The organism is Streptomyces sp. NPDC003032, from assembly GCF_053591415.1.
On sequence record NZ_JBSFTT010000022.1, the window covers coordinates 1 to 26,517 of the forward strand.

Genomic DNA, 26,517 nt, shown 5'->3' on the forward strand with positions numbered 1-26,517 from the left:
GCGCCACAGCGCCAGCGCCCGGCCGAGCAGCGCCGAGGCCCGCTCGGCCGCCTGCGCGGCGGCGGCGGCGCGGGCGCGGTCGGCCAGGGCGTCGAACCGGTGCAGGTCCAGGGCCTCTTCGGGCACGTCGATGACGTACCCGCGCGCGCAGGTGCGGATCGGCCCACCGGCCGGACCGCCACTCAGGGTGCGGCGCACCCGCAGCACATAGTTCTGCAGGGCGTTGCGGGCGCCGTCCGGCGGGTCGTCCCAGAGCCGGGCGATCAGGGTGTCGATGGGGACGACGCTGTTGGCGTCCACGAGCAGCGACGCCAGAAGCGCACGCTGCTTGGCCGCCCGGATCGCCACGGGCCTGCCGTCGGACAGCACTTCGAGCGGCCCCAGAATCCTGTACTCGAACTCCGTCTCCCTCACCCCCCAGTCACGTTCCGTCATATTCCCATCACGACAAGTGAGTGTCGAGTGACTGCCGAGTGACCGGCGCGACAGAGCGACGCGGAAGCATCAGCAGGACAGACGGCGGTGCGCGCCCCGCACGCCGAGCCAGCACCCGAGAAGGAGAAAACACATGAACAAGATCAAGCAGCGCCGCTTCACCGGTCCCGCCCTCAGGCTCGCCACCGTGGCGGCCGCCGCGACGCTGCCGGTCGCCGCCGTCGCACCGAGTGCGGCGGCGGCACCGCCGGGGCAGGCCATGGTCGAGAACATCCTCACGTGCAGCACGGACACGGACGGCTGGACGGGCCACGCGCACTGCAAGAACAACACCAATGTGGTGCGGGCCTTCCGCGCCGTGGTGGTCTGCGGGGCATGGCCGGACGCCCGGGGCGCCTGGAAGACGCTGAAGCCGGGCGAGTCGAACGTGTCGAGCGCGCGCTGCTTCGGTGGCACGGGCGTCGGCAGCGTGTCCTGGCAAGAAGGATGACCACGCGCTAGCGCGGCTCGAACCAACGGGGGAGCCCACCCACCCGGCCCCTGCCTCGCAGCTCAAGGCGGGGTGAACAGCCGGGTGGGTGGACGGCCGCGTGCGGCATGAGGCGCAGGGCTGGTTCGGCCGTGAGTCGCTCACGCGCGGTGCGCCGCTGCTCAGGCGGGCCGCCCCTTGGGCCTCCGCAGCCCCGCCCCCGTGAGCCGCCGCACCAGCTCCTTCGACCCCACCTCCACGGCCCCCGCCCGCACCGCGTCCTCGTACCGGTGCGACGGAATGTCGTAGTGGTCGCGGTCGAAGGCGCGCGACGGGGCGCCGATGGACGCCGCGAACGCGTGCAACTCCCCGTACGAGACATCGCTGACCAGGTGGGACCACATGCGGCCGTGGCCCGGCCAGGTCGGCGGGTCGATGTAGACCGTCACGTCAGGCTGCCCACCCGGGCGACGACGACACCCGCCTTGCCGCACACCCAGTGCGGGTCGGGTCCAAGCTCCGGCTCCACTTCGAGGGCGTGCGGGTCACCCGAGCCGCACACGGGGCACAGCGGCCACCGCCCGTGCCGCTCCAGCAGCGCGTCCTGTACGTCCTGGGCGACGAGCCCGCTGACGTAGTCGATGCCCTCGGGCCACTGCTCGACCCACCAGCGGCGGTGCGCCACCGACTCCTCGACGAGCGAGACGACCTCGGCCTCGGCGACCTCACGGGCGACGAGATCGGCGAGAACAAGTGCGCGGGCGGCGTGCAACGCCTGCTCCAGGGGGTCGATCGTGTCCATGCAGCCATTGTCACCCCCACGTCTTGACCCCGCTCCGCCCTGAAAATACCTTCCAGGCGTGACCAATGAAGTGAAGGAAATTTTCGCGGGCACCGCACCCCCGGCCCCCGCCGCCCTCGCGGCCAAGGTGCGGACGCTCGCGCCGACGATGACCCGCTCCATGCAGCGCGTCGCCGAAGCCGTCGCCGGAGACCCCGCCGGCTGCGCCGCCCTCACGGTCACCGGTCTCGCCGAGCTGACCGGCACCAGCGAGGCGACGGTGGTCCGCACCGCCCGCCTCCTGGGCTACCCCGGCTACCGCGACCTGCGCCTCGCCCTCGCGGGGCTCGCCGCCCACCAGCAGTCCGGCCGGGCGCCCGCCGTCACCGCGGACATCGCCGTCGACGACCCCATCGCGGACGTCGTCGCGAAACTCGCCTACGACGAGCAGCAGACCCTCGCCGACACCGCCGCCGCACTCGACACCGCGCAGCTCGGCGCCGCCGTCGCCGCGCTCGCCACCGCGCGGCGCGTGGAGATCTACGGCGTCGCCGCCTCCGGCCTGGTCGCCCAGGACCTGGCGCAGAAGCTGCTGCGCATCGGCCACATCGCGCACGCGCACTCCGACCCGCATCTGGCCGTCACCAACGCGGTGACGCTGCGCGCCAAGGACGTGGCGATCGCGATCACCCACTCCGGTTCCACGGGCGACGTCATCGAGCCGCTGCGGGTCGCCTTCGAACACGGGGCCACCACGGTCGCGATCACCGGCCGTCCCGACGGAGCGGTCTCGCAGTACGCCGACCACATACTGACCACCTCCACGGCGCGCGAGAGCGAGCTGAGGCCGGCCGCGATGTCGTCCCGTACGAGCCAGCTCCTGGTCGTGGACTGCCTGTTCGTGGGCGTGGCACAGCGGACGTACGAGACGGCGGCCCCCGCGCTGGCCGCCTCCTACGAGGCGCTGGCGCACCGCCACAGCCAGCGCGGCGCCCGCTGACGCCGCCCCTGTCCCCCTGACCACTCCCCACCGGATACGAAAGAGCCACAACGCCATGACCTCCTCCACCGAGAACTACGGGGAGCTGCGCGCCCAGCTCGCCGCCCTCACCACCGAGGCGTTCCGCCCGGAGCTGTCCGAGATCGACCGGCTGGACACCCTGGAGATCGCGCGGATCATGAACGGCGAGGACACGACCGTCCCCGCGGCCGTGGCCGAACAGCTGCCCGCGATCGCCGCCGCGATCGACGGCACCGCCGAGCGGATGGCCCGCGGCGGCCGGCTGATCTACGCGGGCGCGGGCACGGCGGGCCGCCTCGGGGTGCTCGACGCCTCCGAGTGCCCGCCCACGTTCAACACCGGCCCGAGCGAGGTCGTCGGCCTGATCGCGGGCGGCCCGAGCGCCATGGTGCGGGCGGTCGAGGGCGCGGAGGACAGCAAGGACCTGGCGGCCGAGGACCTGGACGCACTGACGCTGACGGCGGACGACGTGGTGGTCGGCGTCTCGGCCTCGGGCCGCACCCCGTACGCGATCGGCGCCGTGGAGCACGCGAAGAAGCGCTACGGCGCGCTCACCATCGGCCTCTCCTGCAACGCGGACAGCGCGCTCGCGGCCGCCGCCGAGCACGGCATCGAGGTCGTCGTGGGCCCCGAGCTGCTCACGGGCTCCACGCGCTTGAAGGCGGGCACGGCCCAGAAGCTCGTACTCAACATGCTGTCGACGATCACCATGATCCGCCTGGGCAAGACCTACGGAAACCTCATGGTGGACGTACGCGCGTCGAACGAGAAACTGCGCGCCCGCTCCCGCCGCATCGTCGCCCTCGCCACGGGCGCCGCCGACGAGGAGATCGAGGCCGCGCTGGCCGCGACGGACGGCGAGGTGAAGAACGCCATCCTGACCATCCTCGGCGGAGTCGACGCCCCCACCGCCGCGCACCTCCTCACCACGTCGAACGGCCACCTGCGAGCGGCCCTTGACAAGGCCCGCGCGAGCTGAGCCTGCGGCTTCGGAGCGCAGGTGTACACGTCCACGCGTACACTAGAGGTATGAGCGAGAACGTCACCATCCGGGAAGCCCGTGCACACCTCGCCGAGGTCGTCGACAAAGCCGAGGCCGGCGAGGTGACCGTGCTGACCCGCAAGGGGAAGCGCGTAGCGGCCCTGGTGCCCATAGAGGTACTGGACGCGCTGGATGAAGCCGCCGACGAACTCGCGGCACGCGAGGCCGAGCGGCACCGCGACGACCCCACCGTCGGCATGGCCGAACTCCTGGCGGACCTTTTCGAAGGCGACGGCAAGGGCAGCGGCAAAGCCGAGGGCGACGCCGCGTGAAGTATGCCTTCCGCTTCACCACCCACGCTCAGCGTCAGCTCCGCTCCATCGACCGGCAACAGGCTCTGCGCATTCTGACGGCCCTCGCATCGCTCGGGGACGACCCGCATCGCGATGACACCGACACCAAGAAGCTCACCGGCCACGACGGGCTGTACCGGCTACGCGTCGGAAGCTTCCGAGTGGTCTACGAGATTCAGGGCGACGTCCTGGTGATCCTCGTTGTCCACGTCGGCAACCGCCGCGATGTGTACCGCGGCCTGTGAGAACCGGTCCGCCAGAGGAAGCTCCCCGAGTGCCTCGCCCAGGCCAGGATTTCCCGCATCGAGGGCGCGGGTCGGCCGCCCCGCCCGGCGCCTTCGCGACATACTTCCCCCGCTTCCGCGGGCGGATCCCGACCGGCCCGGCCGCCTCGATGGCCGACGCGCCGTCGAAGCCCGCCCGCTTCCCGGCCGCCGTCGCCCGAGCGCCCCTGGCCAGGAAGCCGGCTCCCCTCCCGCCCCACCCGTAAACGGCCGAAGCCGCGCTGTCCGAAAGGGCCCCGGCCGACTGTCGGCGGCCGACCGACGTACCCAAGATGGCGCGACGAACGGCACCGGCGCGCGTACGCCATCACGCGTCGACCAAGCGGCACCACCGGAGGGGACCCTCATGACCGACCCCAACCAGCCCGCCCAGCCCGGCCGACCCGCCCAGCCCGACCCGCTCAGCGAAGCCGACGCCCGGGAGATCTCCGAGGCCTTCGGGACCGCCGCCCGCGTCACGCTCGCCCCCGGACCGCGGGAGGCCCGGGAGGCCCCCGCCGCCGCGCCCGAGCCGGATGACGAGTGGACGCTGCCCGAAGGGCGTGCCTGGGTGTATCTCGCCGACCGGGAGCGGGGGCTGACCCGCCCCGTCATCCTCGGGGACGGCTTCAACTCGGGCCCGAGCGAGCTGGACTACTCCTGGGAGATCCTGGAGCGCGGCCCGTATCCGTTCGTCAGCGCCCTGCGGCAGCGCGGCTACGACGTCATCCTGCTCGGCTTCGACGAGCGCGGCGCCTCCATCCTCGACAACGCCAAGGTCGCGCGGGCCGCCATCCAGGAAGCCATCGCACGGCGCAACGGCAACCACCCGCTGACCGTCGGCGGCTTCAGCATGGGCGGCCTCGTCACGCGGTACGCGCTCGCCAAGATGGAGCACGACGGCGGCGAGGAGAACGACCACCAGACCGCCCTCTACTTCTCCTACGACAGTCCGCACCGCGGCGCCTGGATCCCCCTCGCCCTCCAGTCGTTCGCGCACTACATCCGGCGGCTCAACGCGGCGTTCTCGGACCAGATGAACAGCCCGGCGGCCCGCCAGCTGCTGTGGCAGCACATCGCCGAGTGGGACGACCTCCCCGAGACGGACAAGGAGCGCGGCACCTTCCTCGCCGAGCTGGAGCGGGTCGGCGGCTGGCCGGCGCGGCCGAAGAAGATCGGCGTGGCCAACGGCGTACGCATCGGGCAGAGCAACGGCGTCCGCCCGGGAGAGAGGGCCTTCCACGGCAAGGGCCTGGCCATCACCGGCACGCACCTGCACATCCAGTCCGCGGGCGAGGACCAGCTCGTCGCGCAGCTGAGGGTCGTGACGCTGCGCAAGCCCCGCATCCGCACCTCGGGGCTGCCGGAGATCGACGGCGCGCCGGGCGGCACCCTGGAGGGCTTCGGCATCCTCGCCGACGAGCTGAACAAGATCCCCGCGCTCATCGGTCTCGGCTCCGAGGCGGACATCCGCGCGCACTGCTTCGTGCCGACGGTCAGCGCCATCGCCCTGCGCGACATCGACACCCACGAGAAGCTGTACGAGCCGGTCACGGCCGCCGACGAGGAGCTGAGCGAACTCGACGAGTTCCGCTGCGCCTCCGAGAACGAGGGCCACACCCTGGTCACCGAGGAACTCTGCACCTGGATCATGGACCGGCTGCCGTAGCCCGTAGCCCGTAATCCGTAATCCGTCATTCGGAAACGCCCGAGGGCGGCACCCCTTCGTGAGAAGGAGTGCCGCCCTCGGAACGTACGGGACGTCGATCAACCAGAGGTCGATCAGAAGTCCATGTCACCGCCCGGCATGCCGCCGCCGGCCGGGGCAGCGCCCGCCTTCTCCGGCTTGTCGGCGATGACGGCCTCGGTGGTGAGGAACAGCGCGGCGATGGACGCGGCGTTCTGCAGGGCAGAGCGCGTGACCTTCGCCGGGTCGAGGATGCCCTCGGCGATCATGTCGACGTACTCACCGGTCGCGGCGTTCAGGCCGTGGCCGATGGGCAGGTTGCGGACCTTCTCGACGATGACGCCACCCTCAAGGCCGGCGTTGACCGCGATCTGCTTCAGCGGGGCCTCAAGGGCCAGCTTCACAGCGGCGGCACCGGTGGCCTCGTCACCCTCGAGCTCAAGCTTCTCGAAGACGGCGGAGGCCTGGATGAGGGCCACGCCGCCACCGGCGACGATGCCCTCCTCGACGGCCGCCTTCGCGTTGCGAACGGCGTCCTCGATGCGGTGCTTGCGCTCCTTGAGCTCGACCTCGGTCGCGGCACCGGCCTTGATGACGGCCACGCCGCCCGCGAGCTTCGCCAGGCGCTCCTGGAGCTTCTCGCGGTCGTAGTCCGAGTCGCTGTTCTCGATCTCGGCGCGGATCTGGTTGACGCGACCCTGGACCTGGTCGCTCTCACCGGAGCCGTCGACGATCGTGGTCTCGTCCTTGGTGATGACGACCTTGCGGGCGCGGCCGAGCAGGTCGAGACCGGCGTTCTCCAGCTTGAGGCCGACCTCCTCGGAGATGACGGTGCCACCGGTGAGGATGGCGATGTCGCCGAGCATGGCCTTGCGGCGGTCACCGAAGCCCGGGGCCTTGACGGCGACGGACTTGAAGGTGCCACGGATCTTGTTGACGACGAGCGTGGACAGCGCCTCGCCCTCGACGTCCTCCGCGATGATCAGCAGCGGCTTGCCCGACTGCATGACCTTCTCCAGGAGCGGGAGGAGGTCCTTCACGTTGGAGATCTTGGAGTTGACGATCAGGATGTACGGGTCGTCGAGCGACGCCTCCATACGCTCCATGTCGGTGGCGAAGTACGCCGAGATGTAGCCCTTGTCGAAGCGCATGCCCTCGGTGAGCTCAAGCTCGAGCCCGAAGGTCTGCGACTCCTCGACGGTGATGACGCCTTCCTTGCCGACCTTGTCCATCGCCTCGGCGATGAGCTCGCCGATCTGGGTGTCGGCGGCGGAGATGGAGGCCGTGGAAGCGATCTGCTCCTTGGTCTCGACATCCTTCGCCTGCTCCAGCAGAGCGCCCGAGACGGCCTCGACGGCCTTCTCGATGCCGCGCTTGAGGGCCATCGGGTTGGCACCGGCGGCCACGTTGCGCAGACCCTCGCGCACCAGGGCCTGGGCCAGGACGGTCGCGGTCGTCGTGCCGTCACCGGCGACGTCGTCCGTCTTCTTCGCGACCTCCTTGACCAGCTCGGCGCCGATCTTCTCGTACGGGTCCTCGAGCTCGATCTCCTTGGCGATGGACACACCATCGTTGGTGATCGTGGGGGCGCCCCACTTCTTCTCGAGGACGACGTTGCGACCCTTGGGGCCCAGGGTCACCTTGACGGCGTCGGCGAGCTGGTTCATGCCGCGCTCGAGGCCGCGCCGTGCCTCCTCGTCGAACGCGATGATCTTGGCCATGTGAAGTGGTCCTCCCGGACGGGGTGGAAACGCAAACGGACCGTGCTGGTGCCCGCGACGGACGGACTGCATGCCGTGTGGTTCCTTGCCCCACGCGGCCTGCGGACCTCACCGACCCGATCCAAGTTCTGTCACTCTCACTGGGAGAGTGCTAAGCCCAATGATTAGCACTCGACCCCCACGAGTGCAAGGTGCTCACGCCAGATCCGCCCCGCGCGGGGGAGCCGCGCGGGGAGCGCGGACGCACACGAGGGGCCCGTACCCCGATGGGATACGAGCCCCTCACGATGCTTGCTTCGGTGGTCGATCGCGCCGAGCTAGACGGCGAGCTTGACCATGTCCGCCTGCGGACCCTTCTGGCCCTGCGAGATCTCGAACTCGACTCGCTGACCTTCTTCAAGGGTGCGGTAACCGTCCATCTGGATCGCGCTGTAGTGGACGAAAACATCCGCACCACCGTCGACCGCGATGAAGCCGTACCCCTTCTCCGCGTTGAACCACTTGACGGTGCCCTGAGCCATGCCTAACTCCCCTATTACTGGCCCTTGCACAGGACCGCACTTCGCGGACCCGGGTCAGACCTCACCCCCCAATGGATGGGGGTGTGCGCCGGAACGCGTCGACCGCCGCTGAATGTATCTGTCCAACTGCCCTCTGCAACAGGTCAATCGGACGAGAATTCTGGGCACGCCTGATCGGTAATATGCGGAGAATTCGCCGGAATCCAGGGCAAGTCGGGCCGGGCAAATGCCACGTAGTGCTCAAAGGGGCGGCTCGCTTTGGCTGCTTCTTGTCGACTCGGGGCCGACTTCGTATATGCACTCGGCACAAACAGCGAAGCGTCTTTCCCAACTGTACCGCGCTCAACCATGCAGAATTGCCCCCTCCGTTTCTCTCCCGGAGGGGGCGATCGGGGTTATGCAGGGAACCTGCGGAAACGGATCATCCGCCGGCGACCGCCGGAATGATCGAGACGCCCGCGCCGTCCGGGGTGGCCGTCTCCAGGCCCTTTTCGAAGCGGACGTCGTCGTCGTTCACGTACACGTTGACGAAGCGGCGCAGCTTGCCCTGGTCGTCCAGGACGCGGGCCGCGATGCCGGTGTGGTTCTTCTCCAGGTCGGCGATGATCTCGCCCAGGGTCGCCCCCTCGGCGGCCACTTCGGCCTTGCCGCCGGTGTAGGTGCGAAGGATGGTGGGAATCCGGACGTTCACGCTCATGGGTTCACCTCGGTAGTTCAGGTCGGAAGGAAAGCTCAGGCCCTACGGCGGCTAACCGGCAAGCCCCGCGGCGCGGAACGCCTCGACACTGGGCCGGATCGTGGCAGTGGCCTGCGACGTCTCAGCGACGGCGTCCAGCGTCTTCAGGCCGTCCCCCGTGTTCAGCACGACCGTGGTCAGCGAGGGATCGATGAGCCCCGCCTCGACCAGCTTCTTCGTGACGCCCACGGTCACACCCCCGGCGGTCTCCGCGAAGATGCCCTCGGTCCGCGCGAGGAGCTTGATCGCGTCGACGACCTGCTCGTCGTTCACGTCCTCCACGGCGCCGCCCGTGCGGCGCGCGATGTCCAGGACGTACGGGCCGTCGGCGGGGTTGCCGATGGCGAGGGACTTGGCGATGGTGTTCGGCTTCTGGGGGCGCACGACGTCGTGGCCCGCCTTGAACGCGGCCGACACCGGAGAGCATCCCTCGGCCTGCGCACCGAAGATCTTGTACGGCTTGTCCGCCACGAGGCCGAGCGCGATCAGCTCCTTGAGCCCCTTGTCGATCTTCGTGAGCTGCGAGCCGGAGGCGATCGGGATGACCAGCTGGTCGGGCAGCTCCCACCCCAGCTGCTCGCAGATCTCGTACGCGAGGGTCTTGGAACCCTCGCCGTAGTACGGCCGGAGGTTGACGTTGACGAAGCCCCAGCCCTCGCCCAGCGGGTCGCCGATCAGCTCGGAGCAGAAGCGGTTCACGTCGTCGTAGTTGCCCTCGATGCCGACTAGCTCACCGCCGTAGACCGCGGCCATGACGACCTTGCCCTGCTCCAGGTCGTGCGGGATGAACACGCAGGAGCGGAAGCCGGCGCGGGCGGCGGCGGCGCCGACGGCGCCCGCGAGGTTGCCGGTGGAGGAGCAGGAGAGCGTGGTGAAGCCGAAGGCCCTCGCCGCCTCCAGGGCCTGCGCGACGACGCGGTCCTTGAAGGAGTGCGTGGGGTTGCCGGAGTCGTCCTTGACGAACAACTTGCCCTGCTCGACGCCGAGTTCCCGGGCGAGGTTGTCGGCCTTGACGAGCTTGGTCCAGCCGGGGTTGAGATTCGGCTTGTCGGCGACGTCGGCGGGGACGGGCAGCAGCGGGGCGTAGCGCCAGATGTTGGCGGGACCGGCCTCGATCCGCTTGCGGAGGGCTTCCGGGTCACCGAGGGGCAGGTCGTACGCGACTTCGAGGGGCCCGAAACACTCGGCGCAGGCGAAGATCGGGCCGAGCGGGAACTTGGTGCCGCATTCCCGGCAGGAGAGACCCGAGGCGGGACCGAGGTCAACGGTCGTGGCGGGGGTTTCGGTGGCGACAGTCTGCACAGCCATGGAGGGGAGGCCCTTTCTCCTCATCTTCCCCGCGGCGCATCTCGCCGCGAGACGGAATTGGCACCTTCCCTAGCCGGGAGCCTCGCGGCGCTTTCGCGCGAGACCGGCTGGAGGGTTGCCGGGGCTTCAACGGGCCGTATCCCTCTGCCCCTCTGGATGAGCGGTATTCGATTATGGGTTTCAGTTGTCGATCTCGACGTGGTTGTCGATCTCGAACGCGGCGGCGACCCCGACATGCGATGGTCACCGGCGTTGTTCAAGACTGTAACCGAAGCCCTGGACCCTTGAGATAGTCGTCCGCACCGCGAGATGGATCACATATGGGAGGACCCTGACCGTGCTGGAAGAGGTCGAGCGCTGGCTGAACGGACGTTCGTGGTCCGTCGCCGACCGCCCGCTGGACCGGTTGTCCGCCGCCAAGCGCGCGTCCGGCGCGTCGGTGAGCGTCGTGCTGCCCGCGCTGGACGAGCAGGAGACGGTCGGCGCGATCGTCTCCGAGATCCGCCGCGAGCTGATCGAGAGGGTTCCGCTGGTCGACGAGCTGGTGGTGATCGACTCCGGCTCGTCGGACCGAACGGCGCGGGTCGCTGGGGAGGCGGGCGCCAAGGTCGTCCACCGGGACGAGATCCTGCCGCGTATCGCGCCGCTGCCCGGCAAGGGCGAGGTGCTGTGGCGTTCGCTGCTCGTGACGAGCGGGGACATCGTCGCGTTCGTCGACGCGGATCTGCGGGAGTTCTCCGCGGACTTCGTCACGGGGATCGTGGGCCCGCTCCTGACCGACCCGGACGTGGCCTTCGTGAAGGCGATGTACGACCGTCCGCTCGGCGAGGCCGCGGGCCAGGGCGGCCGGGTGACCGAGCTGATGGCGCGGCCGCTGCTGAACATGCACTGGCCGCTGCTCGCCGGTTTCGTCCAGCCGCTGGGCGGCGAGTACGCGGCCCGCAGGTCGCTCCTGGAACGGCTGCCGTTCCCCGTCGGGTACGGCGTGGAGCTGGGGCTCCTCGTCGACGCGCTGCACACGGTCGGCCTGGACGCGCTGGCGCAGGTGGACGTCGGGGTGCGCAAGCACCGGCACCAGGACGGGCAGGCGCTCGGGCGGATGGCGGCGGCGATCTACCGGACGGCGCAGCTGCGGCTCGCGCGCGGACATCTCGTACGCCCGGAGCTGACGCAGTTCGAGCGGGGCGAGCACGGTTTCGTGCCGCGGACCCACGCCGTGGACACGGAGGAGCGGCCGCCGATGGCCGGCATCGCGGAGTACGCGCACCGGCGCGTGGCGTGACCGCTTCCGCTCGTACGTTTGCCCGGCCCCGGGACGGGCTACGTTTTGCCACATGGTCCCCGAGCCCCGAACAGCAGCAGCGCAAGCACAGGTACTCGTCGCGTCCAACCGCGGCCCCGTCTCGTACACCGTCGGAGAGGACGGGGAGCTGACCGCCAAGCGCGGCGGCGGCGGCCTCGTCTCCGGGCTGAGTGCCATCGGCGACGAGGCGGACGCCCTGTGGGTGTGCGCGGCGCTCGGCGAGGGCGACCGGGAGGCGGTGCGGCGCGGCGTCGGCGAGCCGGGCGTGCGGATGCTCGACATCGACGCGGGCTCCCGCGAGGGCGTGCACGCGGCGGCGTACAACGGCATCGCCAACTCGGTCCTCTGGTTCGTCCACCACATGCTGTACCAGACCCCCCTGGAACCGGCCTTCGGCCCGGAGTTCCGCGCGCAGTGGGAGGCGTACGAGACGTACAACCGCGCGTTCGCCCGGGCGCTGGCGGCGGAGGCGGCGCCGGGGGCGGCGGTCCTCGTGCAGGACTACCACCTGACGCTGGTGCCGGGCATGCTCCGCGAGCTGCGCGAAGACCTGCGGATCGGCCACTTCTCGCACACCCCGTGGGCGCCGGTCGACTACTTCCGGATGCTGCCGGACGACGTGGCGGAGCAGGTGCTGCGCGGGATGCTCGGCGCGGACCGGCTCGGATTCCTGACCGGACGCTGGGCGGACGCCTTCACGGAGTGCTGCGTGCGGCTGCTCGGCGGGACGTCCGGTACGCGCGTCGGGGTGCACGGCCTCGGCGCCGACGCGGACTTCCTGCGGGAGCGCTCACGGCGGGACGACGTCGAGCAGCGGATGGCGACGCTGCGGGAGCAGGTCGGCGAGGGCCGCAAGACGATCGTACGGGTGGACAGGACGGAGCTGTCCAAGAACATCGTGCGGGGCATGCTGGCCTACCGGGAGCTGCTCGACACCCGCCCCGAGTGGCGGGAGCGGGTCGTCCACGTCGCCTTCGCCTACCCCTCGCGGCAGGACCTCGCGGTGTACCGCGACTACACCGCGGAGGTCTCGCGCGTCGCCGAGTCGATCAACGCCGAGTACGGCACGCCCGGCTGGACCCCGGTGCTCCTCCACGTCGACGACGACTTCGCCCGCTCGCTCGCGGCGTACCGCCTCGCGGACGTGGCACTGGTCAACCCCATCCGCGACGGCATGAACCTCGTCGCGAAGGAGGTGCCGGTCGTCTCCGACGAGGGGTGCGCGCTGGTGCTCTCGCGGGAGGCGGGGGCGTACGAGGAGCTGGGCGAGGACGCGATCCCGGTCAACCCCTACGACGTGACGGCGACGGCCGCCGCGCTGCACGCCGGGCTGTCCATGCCGGTCGAGGAGCGGGCGGAGCGGACGAAGCGGCTCGCGGCGGCGGCTACGGCGTTGCCGCCGGCGCAGTGGTTCCTGGATCAGTTGCGGGCGCTGTAGGGCTTCACGTCCGCTCAGTCCAGGTGCTCTGTGATGGACGACAGCAGGCCCACCACGCCGAGGGGGCCGGGCACCACCAGGTCGGCGCGGTCCGCCAGTTCCGCGACCTCCGCGCTGCCGCTGCACACCAGCAGGCCCGCCACGCCGTCCGAGCGGAGTTTCTCGACGGCGGCGAAGGCGGGGAGGTCACCGAGGTCGTCGCCCGCGTAGAGGACGGATTCCGCGCCGACCTCGCGTAGGTACGCGGCGAGGGCCACGCCCTTGTCCATGCCCGGCGGGCGCAGCTCCAGGACCATGCGGCCCGGTTCGACGATCAGGCCGTGCCGGTGCGCCAGCTCGGCGAGCGGTTCGCGCAGCGCCTCGAAGGCGGCCTGCGGATCCTGCGCGCGGCGCGTGTGGACCGCGACGGCCCGCCCCTTCTCCTCTATCCACGTGCCGCGCCAGGCGCCGATCGTGTCGAGGAACCCGGGCAGCTCGGCGCGGACGGCCGCGACCCCGGGGTGCGGTTCGGCGGCGTGGACCGTGCCGGTCACCGCGTCCCAGCGCTCGGCGCCGTAGTGCCCGAGGACGACGAGGTGTTCGAGCCCCGGCACACCCGCGAAGCCGCCGTAGCGGACGGCGACGCCCGCCGGGCGGCCCGTGACCACGGCGACGGACCGCAGCCGCGGGGCGAGCGCGGCGAGCGCGGGCACGGCGTCCGGGTGGGCGCGGGCCTGCTCGGGGTCGGGCACGATCGCGGCGAGCGTGCCGTCGAAGTCGAGGGCCACGACGGACCTTTCGGGCCGCGCGAGGAGAGCGGCGAGGCCGTCGCGTCCCGCGGGCGTCACGGGCTCGGGCAGTCCGGGACGCCCGGGCCGGTCGGACTGCGCGTACGTTGGGTCACCCATGGGCCCGACCTTAACCGCGTCAGCGCTCTTCGCGCCGTGACTCCCGCACCCGGCGCAGCCGATTGACCGTAATCGGGTCGTGCGCGAGGGCCCGGGGGTCGTCCAGGAGGGCGTTCAGGAGCTGGTAGTAGCGCACCGGCACCATGCCGAGCTCCTCGCGGACGGCGCGTTCCTTGGCGCCGGGGCCCGGCCAGGAGCGCCGCTCCAGGGCGAGGACGGCGCGGTCCCGATCGGAGAGTCCCCGACCGGAGAGTCCCCGATCAGAGCGTTCATGGCCGGAGACTTCATGGCCGGGTTCGTGGTCGGTCATACGACCCACGCTATTCCGCGTTCTCCGCGGTCGCCGCCTTGTTCTGGATCTGGGAGAGGACCGAGGAGGGGTTGCCGTTCTTTCCGACGGTCCCGCCGATCTGCTTCTTGATGTCGGCCGAGACCTGCGCCCACGACGTCTTGCCCACCGGGTAGAGCTGCGAGGTCGGCAGCTCCTTGAGGAACTTGCCCAGCTCGGTGTGGCCGCGGTCCTTGGCCATCGTCTCGGACGCGGAGGTCGTCACGGGGAGAATGTCGTACTCGTTGGAGAAGTCGAGCACGTTCTTCTTGCTGTAGACGTAGTCGAGGAACTTGCCGGCCTCCTTGCGGTGGCCGTTCTGCTTGAACGCCATCATCCAGTCGGCGACGCCCATCGTGGCCCGCGCCTTGCCGTTGATGCCGGGCGCCGGCACCATGCCGAACTTCACGCCCTTCTTGGCGGCCATCTTCATCAGCGTCGGGTGACCGTTGAGCATGCCGACCTCGCCGCGCGAGAACGCGGCGAACGCCTCGGCGCGGTTCATCTCGCCGGGCGGCGTCGGGCCCGTCAGGCCCTTGCCGACCAGCTCGTCACGGAGCCAGGAGAACGTCTTCGCGTTCTGCTTGGAGTCGATGTCGTACGAGCCGACGTTGTCGGTGTAACCGCCGCCGCCGCTGAGCATCCACATCAGCGTCTCGGCGGGCGCCTCCTCGGGGCCGAGCGGCAGGGCGTACGGGATCTTCACGCCGCGCGCCTTGAGGGCCTTCGCGTCGCTCTGCAGCTCGCTCCAGCTCTGCGGCGGGGTGAGGTCGGCGTCCTTGAACAGCTTGGTGTTGTAGAAGAGCAGGCGCGTGGAGGAGGCGAACGGCATGCCGTACTGGATGCGGTTGACCTCGCCGGCCTGGGCGAGCGGGGCCAGGAAGTCGGCCTGGGTGGCGATGGAGAGGAGTTCGTCGGCCTCGTAGAGCTTGTCCTGCGCGGCGTAGTCGGCGTACGCGCCGATCTGCGCCAGGTCGGGGGCCTCGCCCTTCTTGACCATCTCCTTGACCTCGCGGTCCACGTCGTTCCAGGAGTGGACGGTCACCTCGACGTTGATGCCGGGGTTGTCCTTCTCGAAGCCCTCGACGACGTTGTCCCAGTACTTCTTGGAGCTGTTCGCCGCGGAGTCGCCGTAGTCGGCGGCCACCAGCTTGAGGGTGACGTCGCCGGAGTCGCCGGGACCGCCGCAGCCGGCGAGCACGCCCGCCATGCCCAGTGCGGCCACCGCCGCGGTCAGTCCTGTCACGCGCCGCTGCACAGCTGTCCCACCCTCATCGCTTCCGCGTACTTACTGGGGGCTTCTGCGTCCCAGCACTGTTGAACTGCGAGTTTCTCCCGAGTCCGGGCACAAGGTCTACACCACCCGAGTATCACTTGTGCAACGGGCTCCGGTGGGGGGAGGGCCGTTGCTCTGTGGAGGCCCTGGCTGCTATGCACGTCACGTTCACGAGCAGGTCCGAGCAGTCCGAGCACGTCCGAGCACGTCCGAAGTCCTGCAGCATCCCGCAGCAGTTCCGCACTGACGAGGAGCCTTGGCGCATGTCGCGTACCGCAGCAGAAATAGCCACTCAGCCCGCCTGCTGGCACCGGGCGGCGGAGGCAGCCGCATCGTTCGACGGACTGCCGGAGCCGGGTGAGCGGGTCGCCGTCACCGGGTGCGGGACATCGTGGTTCATGGCCATCGCGTACGCGGCTCTGCGCGAGGCCGCCGGGCAGGGGGAGACGGACGCCTTCGCGTCGTCGGAGTTCCCCGCCGGGCGGCGCTACGACCGGGTGGTGGCGATCACCCGGTCCGGCACGACGACGGAGGTCCTGGAACTCCTCGGACAGCTGAAGGGCACGGTCCCTACGGTCGCGCTGACCGCCGATCCGAAGACGCCGGTCATGGACGCGGCGGACACGGTGGCGGTCCTGGACTGGGCGGACGAGGAGTCCGTCGTCCAGACCCGCTTCGCCACGACCGCGCTCGCCTTCCTGCGGGCCGGGCTCGGCGACATCCCCGGCGTGAAGTCGGTGGCCGAGGCGGCGGTCGACGCGGAACTCGCGGTGACGGAGCCGCTGCCGCCGGCGGTGCTCGGGGCGGAACAGTGGACGTTCCTGGGCCGCGGCTGGACGTACGGACTGGCCCTGGAGGCGGCGCTGAAGATGCGGGAGGCGGCGGGGGCGTGGACGGAGTCGTACCCGGCGATGGAGTACCGCCACGGGCCGATCTCCATCACCGGCCCCGGCCGCGTGACATGGATGTTCGGCAAGCTTCCGGAGGGCCTCGCGGGCGACGTGGCCCGCGTCGGCGGCGAACTGGTGGCCCGCCAGGAGACGGACCCCCTGGCGGACCTGATCCGCGCACAGCGGCTCGCGGTGGCGCTGGCGGAATCCCGCGGCTACGACCCGGACCGGCCTCGGAACCTGACGCGGAGCGTGATTCTCAGCTGAGGCCGGCGGGGGCGCCTTGGCGGGCGGGTGGCTGTCCGGCTCGGCCGGCCGAAGGCGCCCCGACCCGCCGCTTCGCGGCGGATGTCTCCCACCCCCCACCCGTTCACCCCGCACCCAAGCCTCCACGTAGGAACACCCCCCGGGGGCCCGAAGAGGGGATCCCCGGCACTGGACAGCGAAGTGGACTAGACCTTTCGTAGGGTGACGCGCGAGACTGTCTGCGTGAGACACGTCATCGCCCTCGATGTGGGCGGCACCGGAATGAAGGCCGCCCTGATAGGGGCGGACGGCACCCTGCTGCACGAGGCGCGCCGCCCGACCGGGCGCGAACGCGGCGCCGACGCCGTGGTCGAAGGCATCCTCGGCTTCGCCGAGGACCTCCGCGCACACGGCATCGCCCACTTCGGCGAACCCGCGGCCGCGGCGGGCGTGGCGGTGCCCGGCATCGTCGACGCCGCCGGCGGCATCGCCGTGTACGCGGCCAACCTCGGTTGGCACGACGTACCCCTGAGGGACCTCCTCAGCGCCCGCCTGGGAGGCGCCCCCGTGGCGCTGGGCCACGACGTCCGCACGGGCGGCCTCGCGGAGGGCCGCATCGGGGCGGGCAAGGGCGCCGACCGGTTCCTCTTCGTACCGCTGGGGACGGGGATCGCCGGGGCCATCGGGATCGGCGGGGCCATCGAGCCCGGCGCCCACGGCTCGGCCGGCGAGATCGGCCACATCGTCGTACGCCCCGGCGGCCCGCCCTGCGGCTGCGGCCAGCGCGGCTGCCTGGAGCGCCTGGCGTCCGCGGCGGCGGTCAGCAGGGCCTGGGCCGAGGCGAGCGGCGACCCGGAGGCGGACGCCGCGGACTGCGCGAAGGCCGTGGAGTCCGGTGACCCCCGCGCCGAGGAAGTCTGGCGGAACGCCATCGACGCCCTCGCCGACGGCCTGCTCACCGCCCTCACCCTGCTGGACCCGCACACGCTGATCATCGGTGGCGGTCTGGCCGAGGCCGGGGAAACCTTGTTCACGCCGCTGCGGGCCGCCGTCGCTGCACGCGTCGTCCAGTTCCAGACGCTGCCGGAGATCGTCCCCGCGGCCCTCGGCGACACCGCCGGGTGCCTGGGCGCGGGCCTGCTCGCCTGGGACCTGCTCAACGAGAAGCCCACGCCCGACCCCAAGTCCGACCCAAAGACCGGCCCCACGCCCGACCCCACGGAGGAAACCGCCTGATGGCCACTAGCAAGGTTCTCGCCGGTGCCCAGGTGGTACTGCCCACCGGGACCGTCACCAACGGCCGCGTGACCGTCGACGGCGCGCGCATCGCCGGGAGTCCCACTCCCGGGGACGCCGAGACCGTCGACCTCACCGGCCACTGGGTGGTCCCCGGCTTCGTCGACCTCCACAACCACGGCGGCGGCGGCGCCTCCTTCACCTCCGGCACCGTCGACGACGTACTCAAGGGCGTCCACACGCACCGCCTGCACGGCACCACCACCCTCGTCGCCTCCACCGTGACCGGCGAAATGGACTTCCTCGCCCAGCGCGCCGGACTGCTCAGTGAGCTGGCCGAGCAGGGCGACATCGCCGGTATCCACTTCGAGGGCCCCTTCATCTCGCCCTGCCGCAAGGGAGCCCACAGCGAGGCGCTCCTGCGCGACCCCGACCCGGCGGACGTCCGCAAGCTGATCGACGCGGCCCGCGGCCACGCCAAGATGCTCACCCTCGCCACCGAACTGCCGGGCGGCATCGACTCGGTGCGCCTCCTCGCCGAGCACGGCGTCATCGCGGCCATCGGCCACACGGACGCGACGTACGAGCAGACGGTCGAGGCCATCGACGCCGGCGCCACCGTCGCCACGCACCTCTTCAACGCGATGCCGGGCCTCGGCCACCGCGCGCCCGGCCCGATCGCCGCCCTCCTTGAGGACGAGCGGGTCACCGTCGAGCTGATCAACGACGGCACGCATCTGCACCCGGCCGCCCTGGAGCTTGCCTTCCACCGCGCGGGCGCGGACCGCGTCGCCTTCATCACCGACGCGATGGACGCGGCGGGCTTCGGCGACGGCCGGTACATGCTCGGCCCGCTGGAGGTCGAGGTGAAGGACAGCGTGGCGCGGCTCGTCGAGGGCGGCTCGATCGCGGGTTCGACGCTGACCCTGGACCGCGCCTTCAAGCGCTCGGTGACCGTCGACAAGCTGTCCGTCGAAGCCACCGTCCGCGCCCTGTCGGCCAACCCTGCCAAGCTCCTGGGGATGTACGACCGGGTGGGCTCCCTGGAGCCCGGCAAGGACGCGGACCTGGTCGTCCTGGACGCGGACTTCGACGTCAAGGGTGTGATGCGCAAGGGCGCATGGGTGGTCGAGCCCGCTTAGACCGAGCCCGCTCGGACCCACTGGGCAAGTGGCGGAAGGCGGTTGGCCCTCACCCCTGGGCCAACCGCCTTCTGTTTGGCATGATCAGAACCGGAAGCAGGGCGACAGCCGGACAGGCACCGGCACCGGCACCGGCACCGGCAACAGCCGTACAGGCACTTCGGGGGTGGCAAAGGTGATCCTCACCGTCACGCTGAACACCGCCCTCGACCTCACCTACCGCGTCCCCGCCCTCACCCCGCACACCTCGCACCGCGTCACCGAGGTGACCGAACGCCCCGGCGGCAAGGGCGTGAACGTCGCCCGTGTCCTCGCGGCCCTCGGCCACGACGTGACCGTCACCGGTTTCGCGGGCGGCGACACGGGACGCGCCCTGCGCGAGCGCCTGGCCGCCGAGCCCCGCCTCACGGACGCGCTCGCCCCGGTCGCGGGCGCCACCCGCCGCACCCTCGCCGTGGTCGACGCGGCGAGCGGCGACACCACCCAGCTCAACGAGCCGGGCCCGAACGTCGCACCCGCCGAGTGGGCCGCTTTCCTGGAGACGTACGAGGAGTTGCTGCGCGCTCCCGGTACGACGGCGGTCGCGCTCTGCGGCAGCCTGCCGCCCGGCGTGCCCGTCGGCGCGTACGCTCTCCTGATACGTTCCGCGCGCACCGCCCGCGTACCGGTGCTGCTCGACACCAGCGGGGAGCCGCTGCGTCGCGGCGTCGCCGCCCGCCCCGACGTCGTCAAGCCCAACACCGACGAACTCGCCGAGCTGACCGGCTCCCACGAACCCGAGCGGGCCACCCGTGACGTCCGCCGCAGGGGCGCGCACGCCGTGGTCGCCTCGCTCGGCGCCGACGGCCTCCTCGCCCTCACGCCGGACGGCTGCTGGCAGTCGCGGCCGCCCGCGCTGGTGCGCGGCAACCCGACGGGCGCGGGCGACTCGGCGGTCGCGGGGCTGCTCTCCGGGCTCGCCGAAGGCCTGCCGTGGCCGGAGCGGCTCGCGCGCGCCGTCGCCCTGTCGGCGGCGACCGTGGCGGCACCGGTGGCGGGCGAGTTCGACCCGCCGACGTACGAAGACCTGCTGGCGCGAGTCACGGTGACCGCCCGTACCACCGCGGCGTAACAGACACAGCCCACCCACCACTCACCACCCACGACACACCGCCACGCACAACCGACGCACGCACCGCCACGCACCACCCACGAAGAGCCGTACCCGCACCGCACAACGGGGCGCAGCGCCCCGGGAATTGGGGAGCACGTGCCACTCGTCAGCACCGGCGAACTCGTCGCGGAGGCCCGCGCCGCGGGTCACGGCGTCGCCGCGTTCAACGTCATCACGCTGGAGCACGCCGAGGCGATCGCGCTGGGCGCCGAGCGTGCCGGGACCGCGGCGATCCTCCAGGTCTCCGAGAACGCGGTGAAGTTCCACGGCGGCCACCTGGGTGCCATAGCGGCGGCGACGGCGGCGGTGGCCCGCGCCTCGTCGGCCCGGCTCTCCCTCCACCTGGACCATGTGACGGACGTGGAACTGCTGCGGTCCGCCCACCCGGAGGGCTTCAGCTCCGTCATGTTCGACGCGTCGAAGCTGCCGTACGGCGAGAACGTGAAGGCGACGGCGGACGCGGTGCGTTGGGGCCGCGAGCGCGGCATCTGGATCGAGGCCGAGCTGGGCGAGGTCGGCGGCAAGGAGGGCGAGCCGCCGCTGGACGCGCACGCGCCGGGCGTGCGCACGGACCCGGTGGAGGCGGCCACGTACGTCGCCGACACGGGCGTGGACGCGCTCGCGGTGGCCGTCGGCTCCTCGCACGCGATGACGGAGCGCACGGCAGCCCTGGACCACGAGTTGATCGCGTCACTGGCGGCGGCCGTCCCCGCGCCCCTGGTCCTGCACGGCTCAAGTGGCGTACCGGACACGGAGATCCGCCGGGCGATCGCCTCCGGCATGGTGAAGATCAATGTCGGCACGGCGCTCAACACGGCGTTCACTACGGCCGTGCGCGAGTACCTGGCGGGCGCCCCCAAGGGCGTCGATCCGCGCAAGTACCTGGTCCCCGCCCGGGAGGCGATGGCAGAGACAGTGACGCACTTTCAGCAGATCTTGTTTGAATAATTTGCTGACCAGCAAGTAACTTAGCAAGATCAAAAGCTGACTGTGTTCAGCGTGTCACCGGCTTCCGCCGCAGCATGCGCAAAGGCCAAGGTCTGCATGTGGGCAAAGCAGGGCTTCGGCGGACCTCAGTCCGTCCGCAAGCTGTGGTCAACAGCGTTGCCGTTTGGGGCTGAAACACCCTCCTTGGTCCAGCCGAAGAGAGCGGGTAGCAGCCCGACGCGCAGCAACCCGCGTTGCCCCATGCAAGGCGCTCGACCGAGCGTCGGTCGAGCGCCTTGCATGGGACTCTTCGCGGTCAACCCTTCGCATGACCAGCCTTCAACCAGAACTGGTCCAGATTGGCGCCGCACTGGTCACCCTGCTGGCAAGAGACCGTGAGCGTGTTGGTGCCTTTGGCCAATTGGACGTACACGTAGGTCTGCGTCCACCCCTTGTCCCAGGCACCGTCCTCGGCATGGGCGAAGTTGTCCATGTTGAGCTTGCGTGCCTCCGGCTTGCCGTTGACCGTGAGCGTTGCCTTGGCAGGCTTACCAGGCACTCCATAGCCCACGAAGAGCGTGTAGGCGCCGTCCTTCGGAATGCCGTTGACGGTCCACGTCACCTGGGCGCCGACCTTGTCGAAGCCCGCCACGTAGACCCCGCCGGCGGCCTTGGCGCCGGCGACGTCGGACGCCGTGGTCGTGCCGCCCTCCAGCTTCAGGGCCTTCGCGTCGGTCTGGGGCAGCTCGGTCTTCTTCTCCGGCTTCTTCGTCGGCTTCTCGCTCGGCTTGACCGACTCGGCCCGCGTCGGCTCGGCGCCCGCTTCCTTCTCCCCGCCCTTGTCGTCGTCGCGGCCGAACAGCATGGCGGCGCCGATGCCGACGGCGACGACGGCCACCACGGCGATCGCGGCGATCAGCAGCCCCTTGGTGTTGGGGCCCCTGCCCCGGCCACCGCCACCGCCCACGCCCCCGGGCGCGTACTGCGGTGACGCGACGGGCGCGCCGCCGGGCTGTGCCTCGGGCGCGGTGTAGTGCGCGTTCGGTCGGCCGTAGGGCTGCTGGCCCTGCGGGGCCTGCTGCTGCGGGACCTGCTGACCGTACTGCTGGGTGGCCTGGGCCTGTCCGTACGAGGGGCGCCGGTCGCCGACCGCTCTCACCTGGTTGTAGGACCGGGGACCCGGGTACCCATAGCCGCCGCCACCGCTGGGCGGGGTCGCTCCGGCCGCCTGTCCGTCCTCGTACAGATAGCCGAACGGATCGTCGTCGCCCTGCGGCGCGCTCGGCGTGTTCTCGCCGTTATTGCCGGGCGTCATTCCCAGGTCACTCCCTCACATCGCTGACGCCGGGAGCCTACCCGGTCCGACTGGGCCCAAAGGGTGGCGTTGACCTCATCGAGACCGTCAGCCGGCCCGCCGCTGCTGCTTGGCACGTGAGCGTTTCTCCACGTACATCCGCTGGTCGGCGGAGTGCAACACTTCGTCGGCCGACATCCCGCAGTGCGCCCAGCCGATGCCGAAACTGGCCCCTACGCGCACGGCCCTGCCGTCGACGCGGATCGGCGGGATGATCGCGTTCCGCAGCCGGACCGCGAGGTCCTGGGCGTCGGCGCGGCCGAGGCCGTCGGCGAGGACGACGAACTCGTCGCCGCCGAGCCGCGCCACCGTGTCCCCGTCGCGAACACCGCTGGTGAGGCGCCTGGCGACCTCGATGAGGACGGCATCGCCGGTGTGGTGCCCGAAGCGGTCGTTGATCGACTTGAAGCCGTCGAGGTCGCAGAAGAGGACCGCGAGGCCCTTGGTGCCGTCGTCCACGTCCCCTTCCCTGCCCTGGGGCGCGACGGTGTGGACGTGGGGGTCGAAGCCCTCGTCCTGCTGCTGGTGCGAGGCGTTCCCGAAGTCGAAGCCGTGTTCGTAGGCGGCGTCGAGGGAGTCGACGGCGCTGGGCCGGCCCGCGTGCGGCCTGCGACAGAGACGGGAGCTGAGCCGGGCCCGCAGCTCGGCGGAGTTCGGCAGTCCGGTGAGGGAGTCGTGCGACGCGCGGTGGGCGAGCTGGAGCTCGCGGCGCTTGCGCTCCTCGATGTCCTCGACGTGCGTGAGCAGGAAGCGGGGACCGTCGGCGGCGTCCGCCACGACGGAGTTGCGCAGCGACACCCATACGTACGTCCCGTCGCGGCGGGCGAGGCGCAGCTCGGCGCGGCCGCCCTCGGCGGAGGTGCGCAGGAGCGTGCCGATGTCCTCGGGGTGGACGAGGTCGGAGAAGGAGTAGCGCCGCATGGCGGAGGCGGGGCGCCCCAGGAGGCGGCAGAGCGCGTCGTTCGTACGCAGGATGCGGCCGTGCTGGTCGCCGCCCATCTCGGCGATGGCCATGCCGGAGGGCGCGTACTCGAAGGCCTGCCGGAAGGATTCCTCACTGGCCCGCAGCGCCTGCTGCTCGCGCTCCAGGCGGACCAGGGCGCGCTGCATATTGGCCCGCAGCCGTGCGTTGCTGATCGCGATGGCGGCCTGGAAGGCGTACATCTGGAGGGCCTCGCGGCCCCAGGCGCCGGGCCTGCGGCCGTTGCGGGGCCGGTCCACGGAGATCACGCCGAGCAGCTCGCCGCCGGCGGCCCCGGTCGCGTACATGGGGGCGAAGAGGCGGTCGGCCGGGTGCCACTCGTCCTCGAAGCGGGGCTCGGGTCCTTCGGTGTACCACTGCGGGACGTCGTCGTCGTCGAGGACCCAGCCCTCGGTGTACGAGATGAAGCGCAGGGCGCCCCACGACTCGCCCATGGCGAGGCGGCGGTCCCAGGCGTCGCGGGAGCCGACGCGGCCGGTGATGAGGGCTTCGGCGGAGGGGTTGCCGGCGAAGGCGGCGACGACGAGGTCGCCGTCGGGGCGTACGAGATTGACGCAGGCCAGCTCATAGCCAAGGCCGTTGACGACGCCGTCGGCGACGGTCTGCAGCGTGTCCGCCAGGCTCCGGGCCGTGTTCAGCTCCGCCACCACCTGGTGCAGCTGCCGCAGGGTCGCAAGACGGACGTACGGCTCCGACTCGGTCTCCATGCTCGTTCTCCCCGAGACCTCGACAGCAACTCCAGGATTGCGCGGCGCCCGCAGTGATTTCTGTGCCCTTGTGCCCTCAGTGTCTTATTGCCACCGTCACTGAATCACAGCGAGCTGCCCACTCGGTACACAGGGTCAACAAAATATGGGTCCTGTGACTCAAGTCACAGGTGGGGCACCGGCGTTGGTCCAGTCCCTTGGCCTAGTCCACCGCACTTCGGGGCACCGCGTGCCACCTTGCGGGGTTCTTTACCAACGGCCAACGGCCGCGTCGACGAAGGGACCGCATCGGCGCCATCCGCCGCCGGTCCTAGGACCGGTCTCGGCCCAGGGCCCGATGTGGCGCGGCGGGCGTCCGGGCTAGCGTCGACACCGTGGCTCACGTACTGAAGACTCTCCCGGCCCCGCCTTCCCCCGGCCTCCCCTCTTCGGATGGGCATGCTGATGGGGTGAGCAACGACGAGTTCCGCGCGGCGATGTCCCGGCTGGCGGCGGGCGTGGTCCTGGTGACGGCGCGCGAGCCGTCCCTGGACCCCGACGATCCCAGCGCCCCGGCGGGCGAGGACGTGGGCATGACGGCCACGGCCTTCGTCTCCGTCTCGCTGGACCCGCCCCTGGTCATGGTGAGCCTGCGCGAGGGCTCCCGGATGGACGACCTGCTCGCCGAGCAGCCGAAGTGGGCGGTCTCGGTGCTCTCCGAGAGCCAGCGCCACATCGCGGGCCGCTTCGCGATGAAGGGGCGCATCAGCGACCGGCTGCTCTTCGAGGACATTCCCTACGCGCGCGGCACGGAGTCCGGCGCTCCGCTGATCGGCGGCGCGCTGTCGACGCTGGAGTGCAGCACGGAGAAGACGGTGACGGCGGGCGACCACACGCTGGTGATCGGCCGCGTCCTCACGGCGTCGCTGCCGAGCGCGGACGGGGGGCCGCTGATGTACTTCCGGGGCCGGTACCGACAGCTGGGCTGAGCGCTGCCGGGGTGGACCGCTGGGCTGAGCCCGCCCGGGGGCGGCCGCTGGGCTGAACCCGCCGGGGCCGACCGCTGAACTGAGCCCGCCCGGGTCGGCCGCTGGGCTGAGCCCGCCGGGGTCGCCCGCTAGCCCCAGCCCTGTCCCGAGCGGCCGCGCTTGGTCTCACTGCGCTGTTTCTTGTTCCGCAGCCTGCGTTCGTTGATCCCGCGCGGGATCTTGGTGGCGCGGCGCGGCTTGGGCGGCGGGGCGGTGGCCTCGGCGAGCAGGGACGCGAGCCGGGTGGCGGCCATCTCCCTGTTGCGCCACTGGGAGCGGTGCTCACTCGCTCGTACGCTGATGACGCCGTCGACGAGCCGGGACGCGAGCCGCTCCAGGGCCCGCCGCTTCCACACCTCGGGCAGCGCGTCGGTGTTCGCGAGGTCGAACCGCAGCTCGACCTGGGAGTCGCTGGTGTTGACGTGCTGACCGCCCGGCCCGGACGACCGCGAGAAACGCCACATGAGCTCGGCCTCGGGCAGGGAGACGGAGCCGCGGATGACATGGGGACCGGACATGTCCCCATGGTCGCGCGTCTGTCGGGCTCACGTCACGCTCTTTTCGGGAGCGGCCAACAGAGTTCGGTTGCGTAAAGAAAGTAAAGCGATGCGGAACCTTGGGGACCCCGGTCGGCGTTGGTACCAGTGAAGGTAGCTTCGTCCCCAGTACGAAGCCCGTACGCACTGGCTTAGGCGCGGTGCGTCGTAACGAGGGAAGGGACTCCCAACAATGGCAGTAAGCCTGTCCAAGGGTGGCAACGTCTCGCTCACCAAGGAGGCTCCGGGCCTGACCGCCGTCACCGTGGGGCTCGGCTGGGACGTCCGCACCACCACCGGCACCGACTTCGACCTGGACGCCTCCGCCATCGCGGTGAACACGCAGGGCAAGGTCTTCTCCGACCAGCACTTCGTCTTCTTCAACAACAAGGCGACGCCGGACCAGACCATCGTCCACACCGGTGACAACGTCACGGGCCAGGGCGAGGGCGACGACGAGCAGATCAACGTCAACCTGGCGGGCCTGCCGGCCGACATCGAGAAGATCGTCTTCCCGGTCTCGATCTACGACGCCGAGAACCGCTCGCAGAACTTCGGCCAGGTCCGCAACGCGTTCATCCGCATCATCAACCAGGCGGGTGGCACGGAGCTCGCGCGCTACGACCTCTCCGAGGACGCCGCCACCGAGACCGCCATGGTCTTCGGCGAGCTGTACCGCAACGGCGCGGAGTGGAAGTTCCGCGCGGTGGGCCAGGGCTACGCCTCGGGTCTGGTCGGCATCGCCCAGGACTTCGGCGTCAACGTCTGAGCTGTGACGGACATGCCCGGCTGAGCCCAGCTCATCCGACACCGACGAGGGCCCCGGCG

At 71.0% G+C, this 26,517-nt stretch carries 28 protein-coding genes and 1 riboswitch; of the genes, 15 read left to right on the top strand and 13 right to left on the bottom strand.

What is annotated here, in order from left to right; all coding sequences use genetic code 11:
- On the bottom strand, window positions 1-435 hold a 435-nt coding region (locus ACWDZ7_RS27285), incomplete at its 3' end, for an AfsR/SARP family transcriptional regulator (protein ID WP_451800554.1).
- A 133-nt stretch (window positions 436-568) separates the two neighbouring features.
- Here ACWDZ7_RS27285 and ACWDZ7_RS27290 point away from each other — a divergent pair.
- The gene (locus ACWDZ7_RS27290) at window positions 569-925 is read left to right on the top strand and encodes a hypothetical protein (RefSeq protein ID WP_451800556.1); all 357 of its coding nucleotides are present in this window, start codon (window positions 569-571) and stop codon (window positions 923-925) included.
- Window positions 926-1,086: 161 nt separating this feature from the next.
- On the opposite strand, the gene ACWDZ7_RS27295 is transcribed toward ACWDZ7_RS27290, so the two are convergent.
- Both ACWDZ7_RS27295 and ACWDZ7_RS27300 read right to left on the bottom strand, forming a co-directional pair.
- Window positions 1,087-1,353 (bottom strand): DUF4031 domain-containing protein, encoded by a 267-nt coding sequence (locus ACWDZ7_RS27295; RefSeq protein WP_451800557.1) that lies wholly within the window; start codon window positions 1,351-1,353, stop codon window positions 1,087-1,089.
- The gene (locus ACWDZ7_RS27300; RefSeq protein ID WP_451800558.1) at window positions 1,350-1,706 is read right to left on the bottom strand and encodes a hypothetical protein; all 357 of its coding nucleotides are present in this window, start codon (window positions 1,704-1,706) and stop codon (window positions 1,350-1,352) included. The genes ACWDZ7_RS27295 and ACWDZ7_RS27300 overlap by 4 nt, the downstream gene beginning before the upstream one ends.
- A 58-nt stretch (window positions 1,707-1,764) precedes the next feature.
- On the opposite strand from ACWDZ7_RS27300, the gene ACWDZ7_RS27305 reads away from it, so the two are divergent.
- The 5 genes from ACWDZ7_RS27305 to ACWDZ7_RS27325 all read left to right on the top strand — a co-directional run bounded on the left by ACWDZ7_RS27305 (window position 1,765) and on the right by ACWDZ7_RS27325 (window position 5,973).
- Window positions 1,765-2,685 (top strand): MurR/RpiR family transcriptional regulator, encoded by a 921-nt coding sequence (locus tag ACWDZ7_RS27305; RefSeq protein ID WP_451800560.1) that lies wholly within the window; start codon window positions 1,765-1,767, stop codon window positions 2,683-2,685.
- Between the two features lie 55 nt (window positions 2,686-2,740).
- Window positions 2,741-3,685, top strand: coding sequence for an N-acetylmuramic acid 6-phosphate etherase (murQ, locus tag ACWDZ7_RS27310; RefSeq protein ID WP_451800561.1), 945 nt, complete (start codon window positions 2,741-2,743; stop codon window positions 3,683-3,685).
- Between the two features lie 50 nt (window positions 3,686-3,735).
- A complete protein-coding gene (locus ACWDZ7_RS27315) occupies window positions 3,736-4,020 on the top strand; it encodes a type II toxin-antitoxin system Phd/YefM family antitoxin (protein ID WP_451800562.1) in 285 nt (94 codons plus the stop codon).
- On the top strand, window positions 4,017-4,286 hold the full coding sequence (locus tag ACWDZ7_RS27320) for a type II toxin-antitoxin system RelE family toxin (RefSeq protein ID WP_451800564.1): 270 nt from the start codon (window positions 4,017-4,019) through the stop codon (window positions 4,284-4,286). The genes ACWDZ7_RS27315 and ACWDZ7_RS27320 overlap by 4 nt, the downstream gene beginning before the upstream one ends.
- Before the next feature lie 385 nt (window positions 4,287-4,671).
- Window positions 4,672-5,973, top strand: coding sequence for an esterase/lipase family protein (locus ACWDZ7_RS27325; protein WP_451800566.1), 1,302 nt, complete (start codon window positions 4,672-4,674; stop codon window positions 5,971-5,973).
- A 113-nt stretch (window positions 5,974-6,086) separates the two neighbouring features.
- On the opposite strand, the gene groL is transcribed toward ACWDZ7_RS27325, so the two are convergent.
- The 4 genes from groL to thrC all read right to left on the bottom strand — a co-directional run bounded on the left by groL (window position 6,087) and on the right by thrC (window position 10,277).
- Window positions 6,087-7,712, bottom strand: a complete 1,626-nt coding sequence (gene groL, locus ACWDZ7_RS27330; RefSeq protein ID WP_451519070.1) for a chaperonin GroEL — start codon at window positions 7,710-7,712, stop codon at window positions 6,087-6,089.
- Between the two features lie 317 nt (window positions 7,713-8,029).
- Window positions 8,030-8,233, bottom strand: a complete 204-nt coding sequence (locus tag ACWDZ7_RS27335; RefSeq protein WP_005315736.1) for a cold-shock protein — start codon at window positions 8,231-8,233, stop codon at window positions 8,030-8,032.
- Between the two features lie 421 nt (window positions 8,234-8,654).
- Window positions 8,655-8,930 carry a MoaD/ThiS family protein gene (locus ACWDZ7_RS27340; protein ID WP_451800568.1) on the bottom strand — a complete coding sequence of 92 codons (276 nt, stop codon included), beginning with the start codon at window positions 8,928-8,930 and terminating at the stop codon, window positions 8,655-8,657.
- Between the two features lie 51 nt (window positions 8,931-8,981).
- The gene (gene thrC / locus ACWDZ7_RS27345) at window positions 8,982-10,277 is read right to left on the bottom strand and encodes a threonine synthase (RefSeq protein WP_451800569.1); all 1,296 of its coding nucleotides are present in this window, start codon (window positions 10,275-10,277) and stop codon (window positions 8,982-8,984) included.
- Between the two features lie 17 nt (window positions 10,278-10,294).
- Window positions 10,295-10,440, bottom strand: a riboswitch (SAM riboswitch).
- Between the two features lie 174 nt (window positions 10,441-10,614).
- Here thrC and ACWDZ7_RS27350 point away from each other — a divergent pair.
- Both ACWDZ7_RS27350 and ACWDZ7_RS27355 read left to right on the top strand, forming a co-directional pair.
- Window positions 10,615-11,559 (top strand): glucosyl-3-phosphoglycerate synthase, encoded by a 945-nt coding sequence (locus tag ACWDZ7_RS27350; protein ID WP_451800570.1) that lies wholly within the window; start codon window positions 10,615-10,617, stop codon window positions 11,557-11,559.
- Window positions 11,560-11,611: 52 nt separating this feature from the next.
- A complete protein-coding gene (locus ACWDZ7_RS27355) occupies window positions 11,612-13,018 on the top strand; it encodes an alpha,alpha-trehalose-phosphate synthase (UDP-forming) (protein ID WP_451800571.1) in 1,407 nt (468 codons plus the stop codon).
- 14 nt (window positions 13,019-13,032) lie between these two features.
- On the opposite strand, the gene otsB is transcribed toward ACWDZ7_RS27355, so the two are convergent.
- The 3 genes from otsB to ACWDZ7_RS27370 are packed head-to-tail and all read right to left on the bottom strand — an operon-like array spanning window position 13,033 to window position 15,491.
- Complete coding sequence (otsB, locus tag ACWDZ7_RS27360) at window positions 13,033-13,905, bottom strand: trehalose-phosphatase (protein ID WP_451800572.1); 873 nt, start codon at window positions 13,903-13,905, stop codon at window positions 13,033-13,035.
- Window positions 13,906-13,924: 19 nt separating this feature from the next.
- A complete protein-coding gene (locus ACWDZ7_RS27365) occupies window positions 13,925-14,215 on the bottom strand; it encodes a DUF3263 domain-containing protein (protein ID WP_451800573.1) in 291 nt (96 codons plus the stop codon).
- A gap of 10 nt (window positions 14,216-14,225) precedes the next feature.
- Window positions 14,226-15,491 (bottom strand): ABC transporter substrate-binding protein, encoded by a 1,266-nt coding sequence (locus ACWDZ7_RS27370; protein ID WP_451800575.1) that lies wholly within the window; start codon window positions 15,489-15,491, stop codon window positions 14,226-14,228.
- Between the two features lie 281 nt (window positions 15,492-15,772).
- Here ACWDZ7_RS27370 and ACWDZ7_RS27375 point away from each other — a divergent pair, with 281 nt between their 5' ends.
- From ACWDZ7_RS27375 to ACWDZ7_RS27395, 5 genes are all read left to right on the top strand, one after another.
- Entirely contained in the window at window positions 15,773-16,666 is an 894-nt protein-coding gene (locus tag ACWDZ7_RS27375; protein WP_451800576.1) for an SIS domain-containing protein, read from the top strand.
- 222 nt (window positions 16,667-16,888) lie between these two features.
- Window positions 16,889-17,881 carry an ROK family protein gene (locus tag ACWDZ7_RS27380; protein WP_451800578.1) on the top strand — a complete coding sequence of 331 codons (993 nt, stop codon included), beginning with the start codon at window positions 16,889-16,891 and terminating at the stop codon, window positions 17,879-17,881.
- Window positions 17,881-19,023 (top strand): N-acetylglucosamine-6-phosphate deacetylase, encoded by a 1,143-nt coding sequence (nagA, locus tag ACWDZ7_RS27385; protein ID WP_451800580.1) that lies wholly within the window; start codon window positions 17,881-17,883, stop codon window positions 19,021-19,023. The genes ACWDZ7_RS27380 and nagA overlap by 1 nt, the downstream gene beginning before the upstream one ends.
- A 175-nt stretch (window positions 19,024-19,198) precedes the next feature.
- On the top strand, window positions 19,199-20,134 hold the full coding sequence (locus tag ACWDZ7_RS27390; protein ID WP_451800750.1) for a 1-phosphofructokinase family hexose kinase: 936 nt from the start codon (window positions 19,199-19,201) through the stop codon (window positions 20,132-20,134).
- A 138-nt stretch (window positions 20,135-20,272) separates the two neighbouring features.
- Window positions 20,273-21,124, top strand: a complete 852-nt coding sequence (locus ACWDZ7_RS27395; protein WP_451800581.1) for a class II fructose-bisphosphate aldolase — start codon at window positions 20,273-20,275, stop codon at window positions 21,122-21,124.
- Window positions 21,125-21,419: 295 nt separating this feature from the next.
- Here ACWDZ7_RS27395 and ACWDZ7_RS27400 read toward each other — a convergent pair whose 3' ends face one another.
- On the bottom strand, window positions 21,420-22,418 hold the full coding sequence (locus ACWDZ7_RS27400; protein WP_451800582.1) for a carbohydrate-binding protein: 999 nt from the start codon (window positions 22,416-22,418) through the stop codon (window positions 21,420-21,422).
- Between the two features lie 87 nt (window positions 22,419-22,505).
- Window positions 22,506-24,146 (bottom strand): diguanylate cyclase CdgB, encoded by a 1,641-nt coding sequence (cdgB, locus tag ACWDZ7_RS27405; protein ID WP_451800584.1) that lies wholly within the window; start codon window positions 24,144-24,146, stop codon window positions 22,506-22,508.
- Window positions 24,147-24,622: 476 nt separating this feature from the next.
- Between cdgB and ACWDZ7_RS27410 the strand changes: the two genes are divergently transcribed.
- Entirely contained in the window at window positions 24,623-25,114 is a 492-nt protein-coding gene (locus ACWDZ7_RS27410; protein WP_451800751.1) for a flavin reductase family protein, read from the top strand.
- 128 nt (window positions 25,115-25,242) lie between these two features.
- Here ACWDZ7_RS27410 and arfB read toward each other — a convergent pair whose 3' ends face one another.
- Window positions 25,243-25,671 (bottom strand): alternative ribosome rescue aminoacyl-tRNA hydrolase ArfB, encoded by a 429-nt coding sequence (arfB, locus tag ACWDZ7_RS27415; protein ID WP_451800586.1) that lies wholly within the window; start codon window positions 25,669-25,671, stop codon window positions 25,243-25,245.
- A 211-nt stretch (window positions 25,672-25,882) separates the two neighbouring features.
- Here arfB and ACWDZ7_RS27420 point away from each other — a divergent pair, with 211 nt between their 5' ends.
- Window positions 25,883-26,458, top strand: a complete 576-nt coding sequence (locus ACWDZ7_RS27420) for a TerD family protein (protein WP_392142827.1) — start codon at window positions 25,883-25,885, stop codon at window positions 26,456-26,458.
- The last annotated feature ends 59 nt before the right edge of the window (window positions 26,459-26,517 follow it).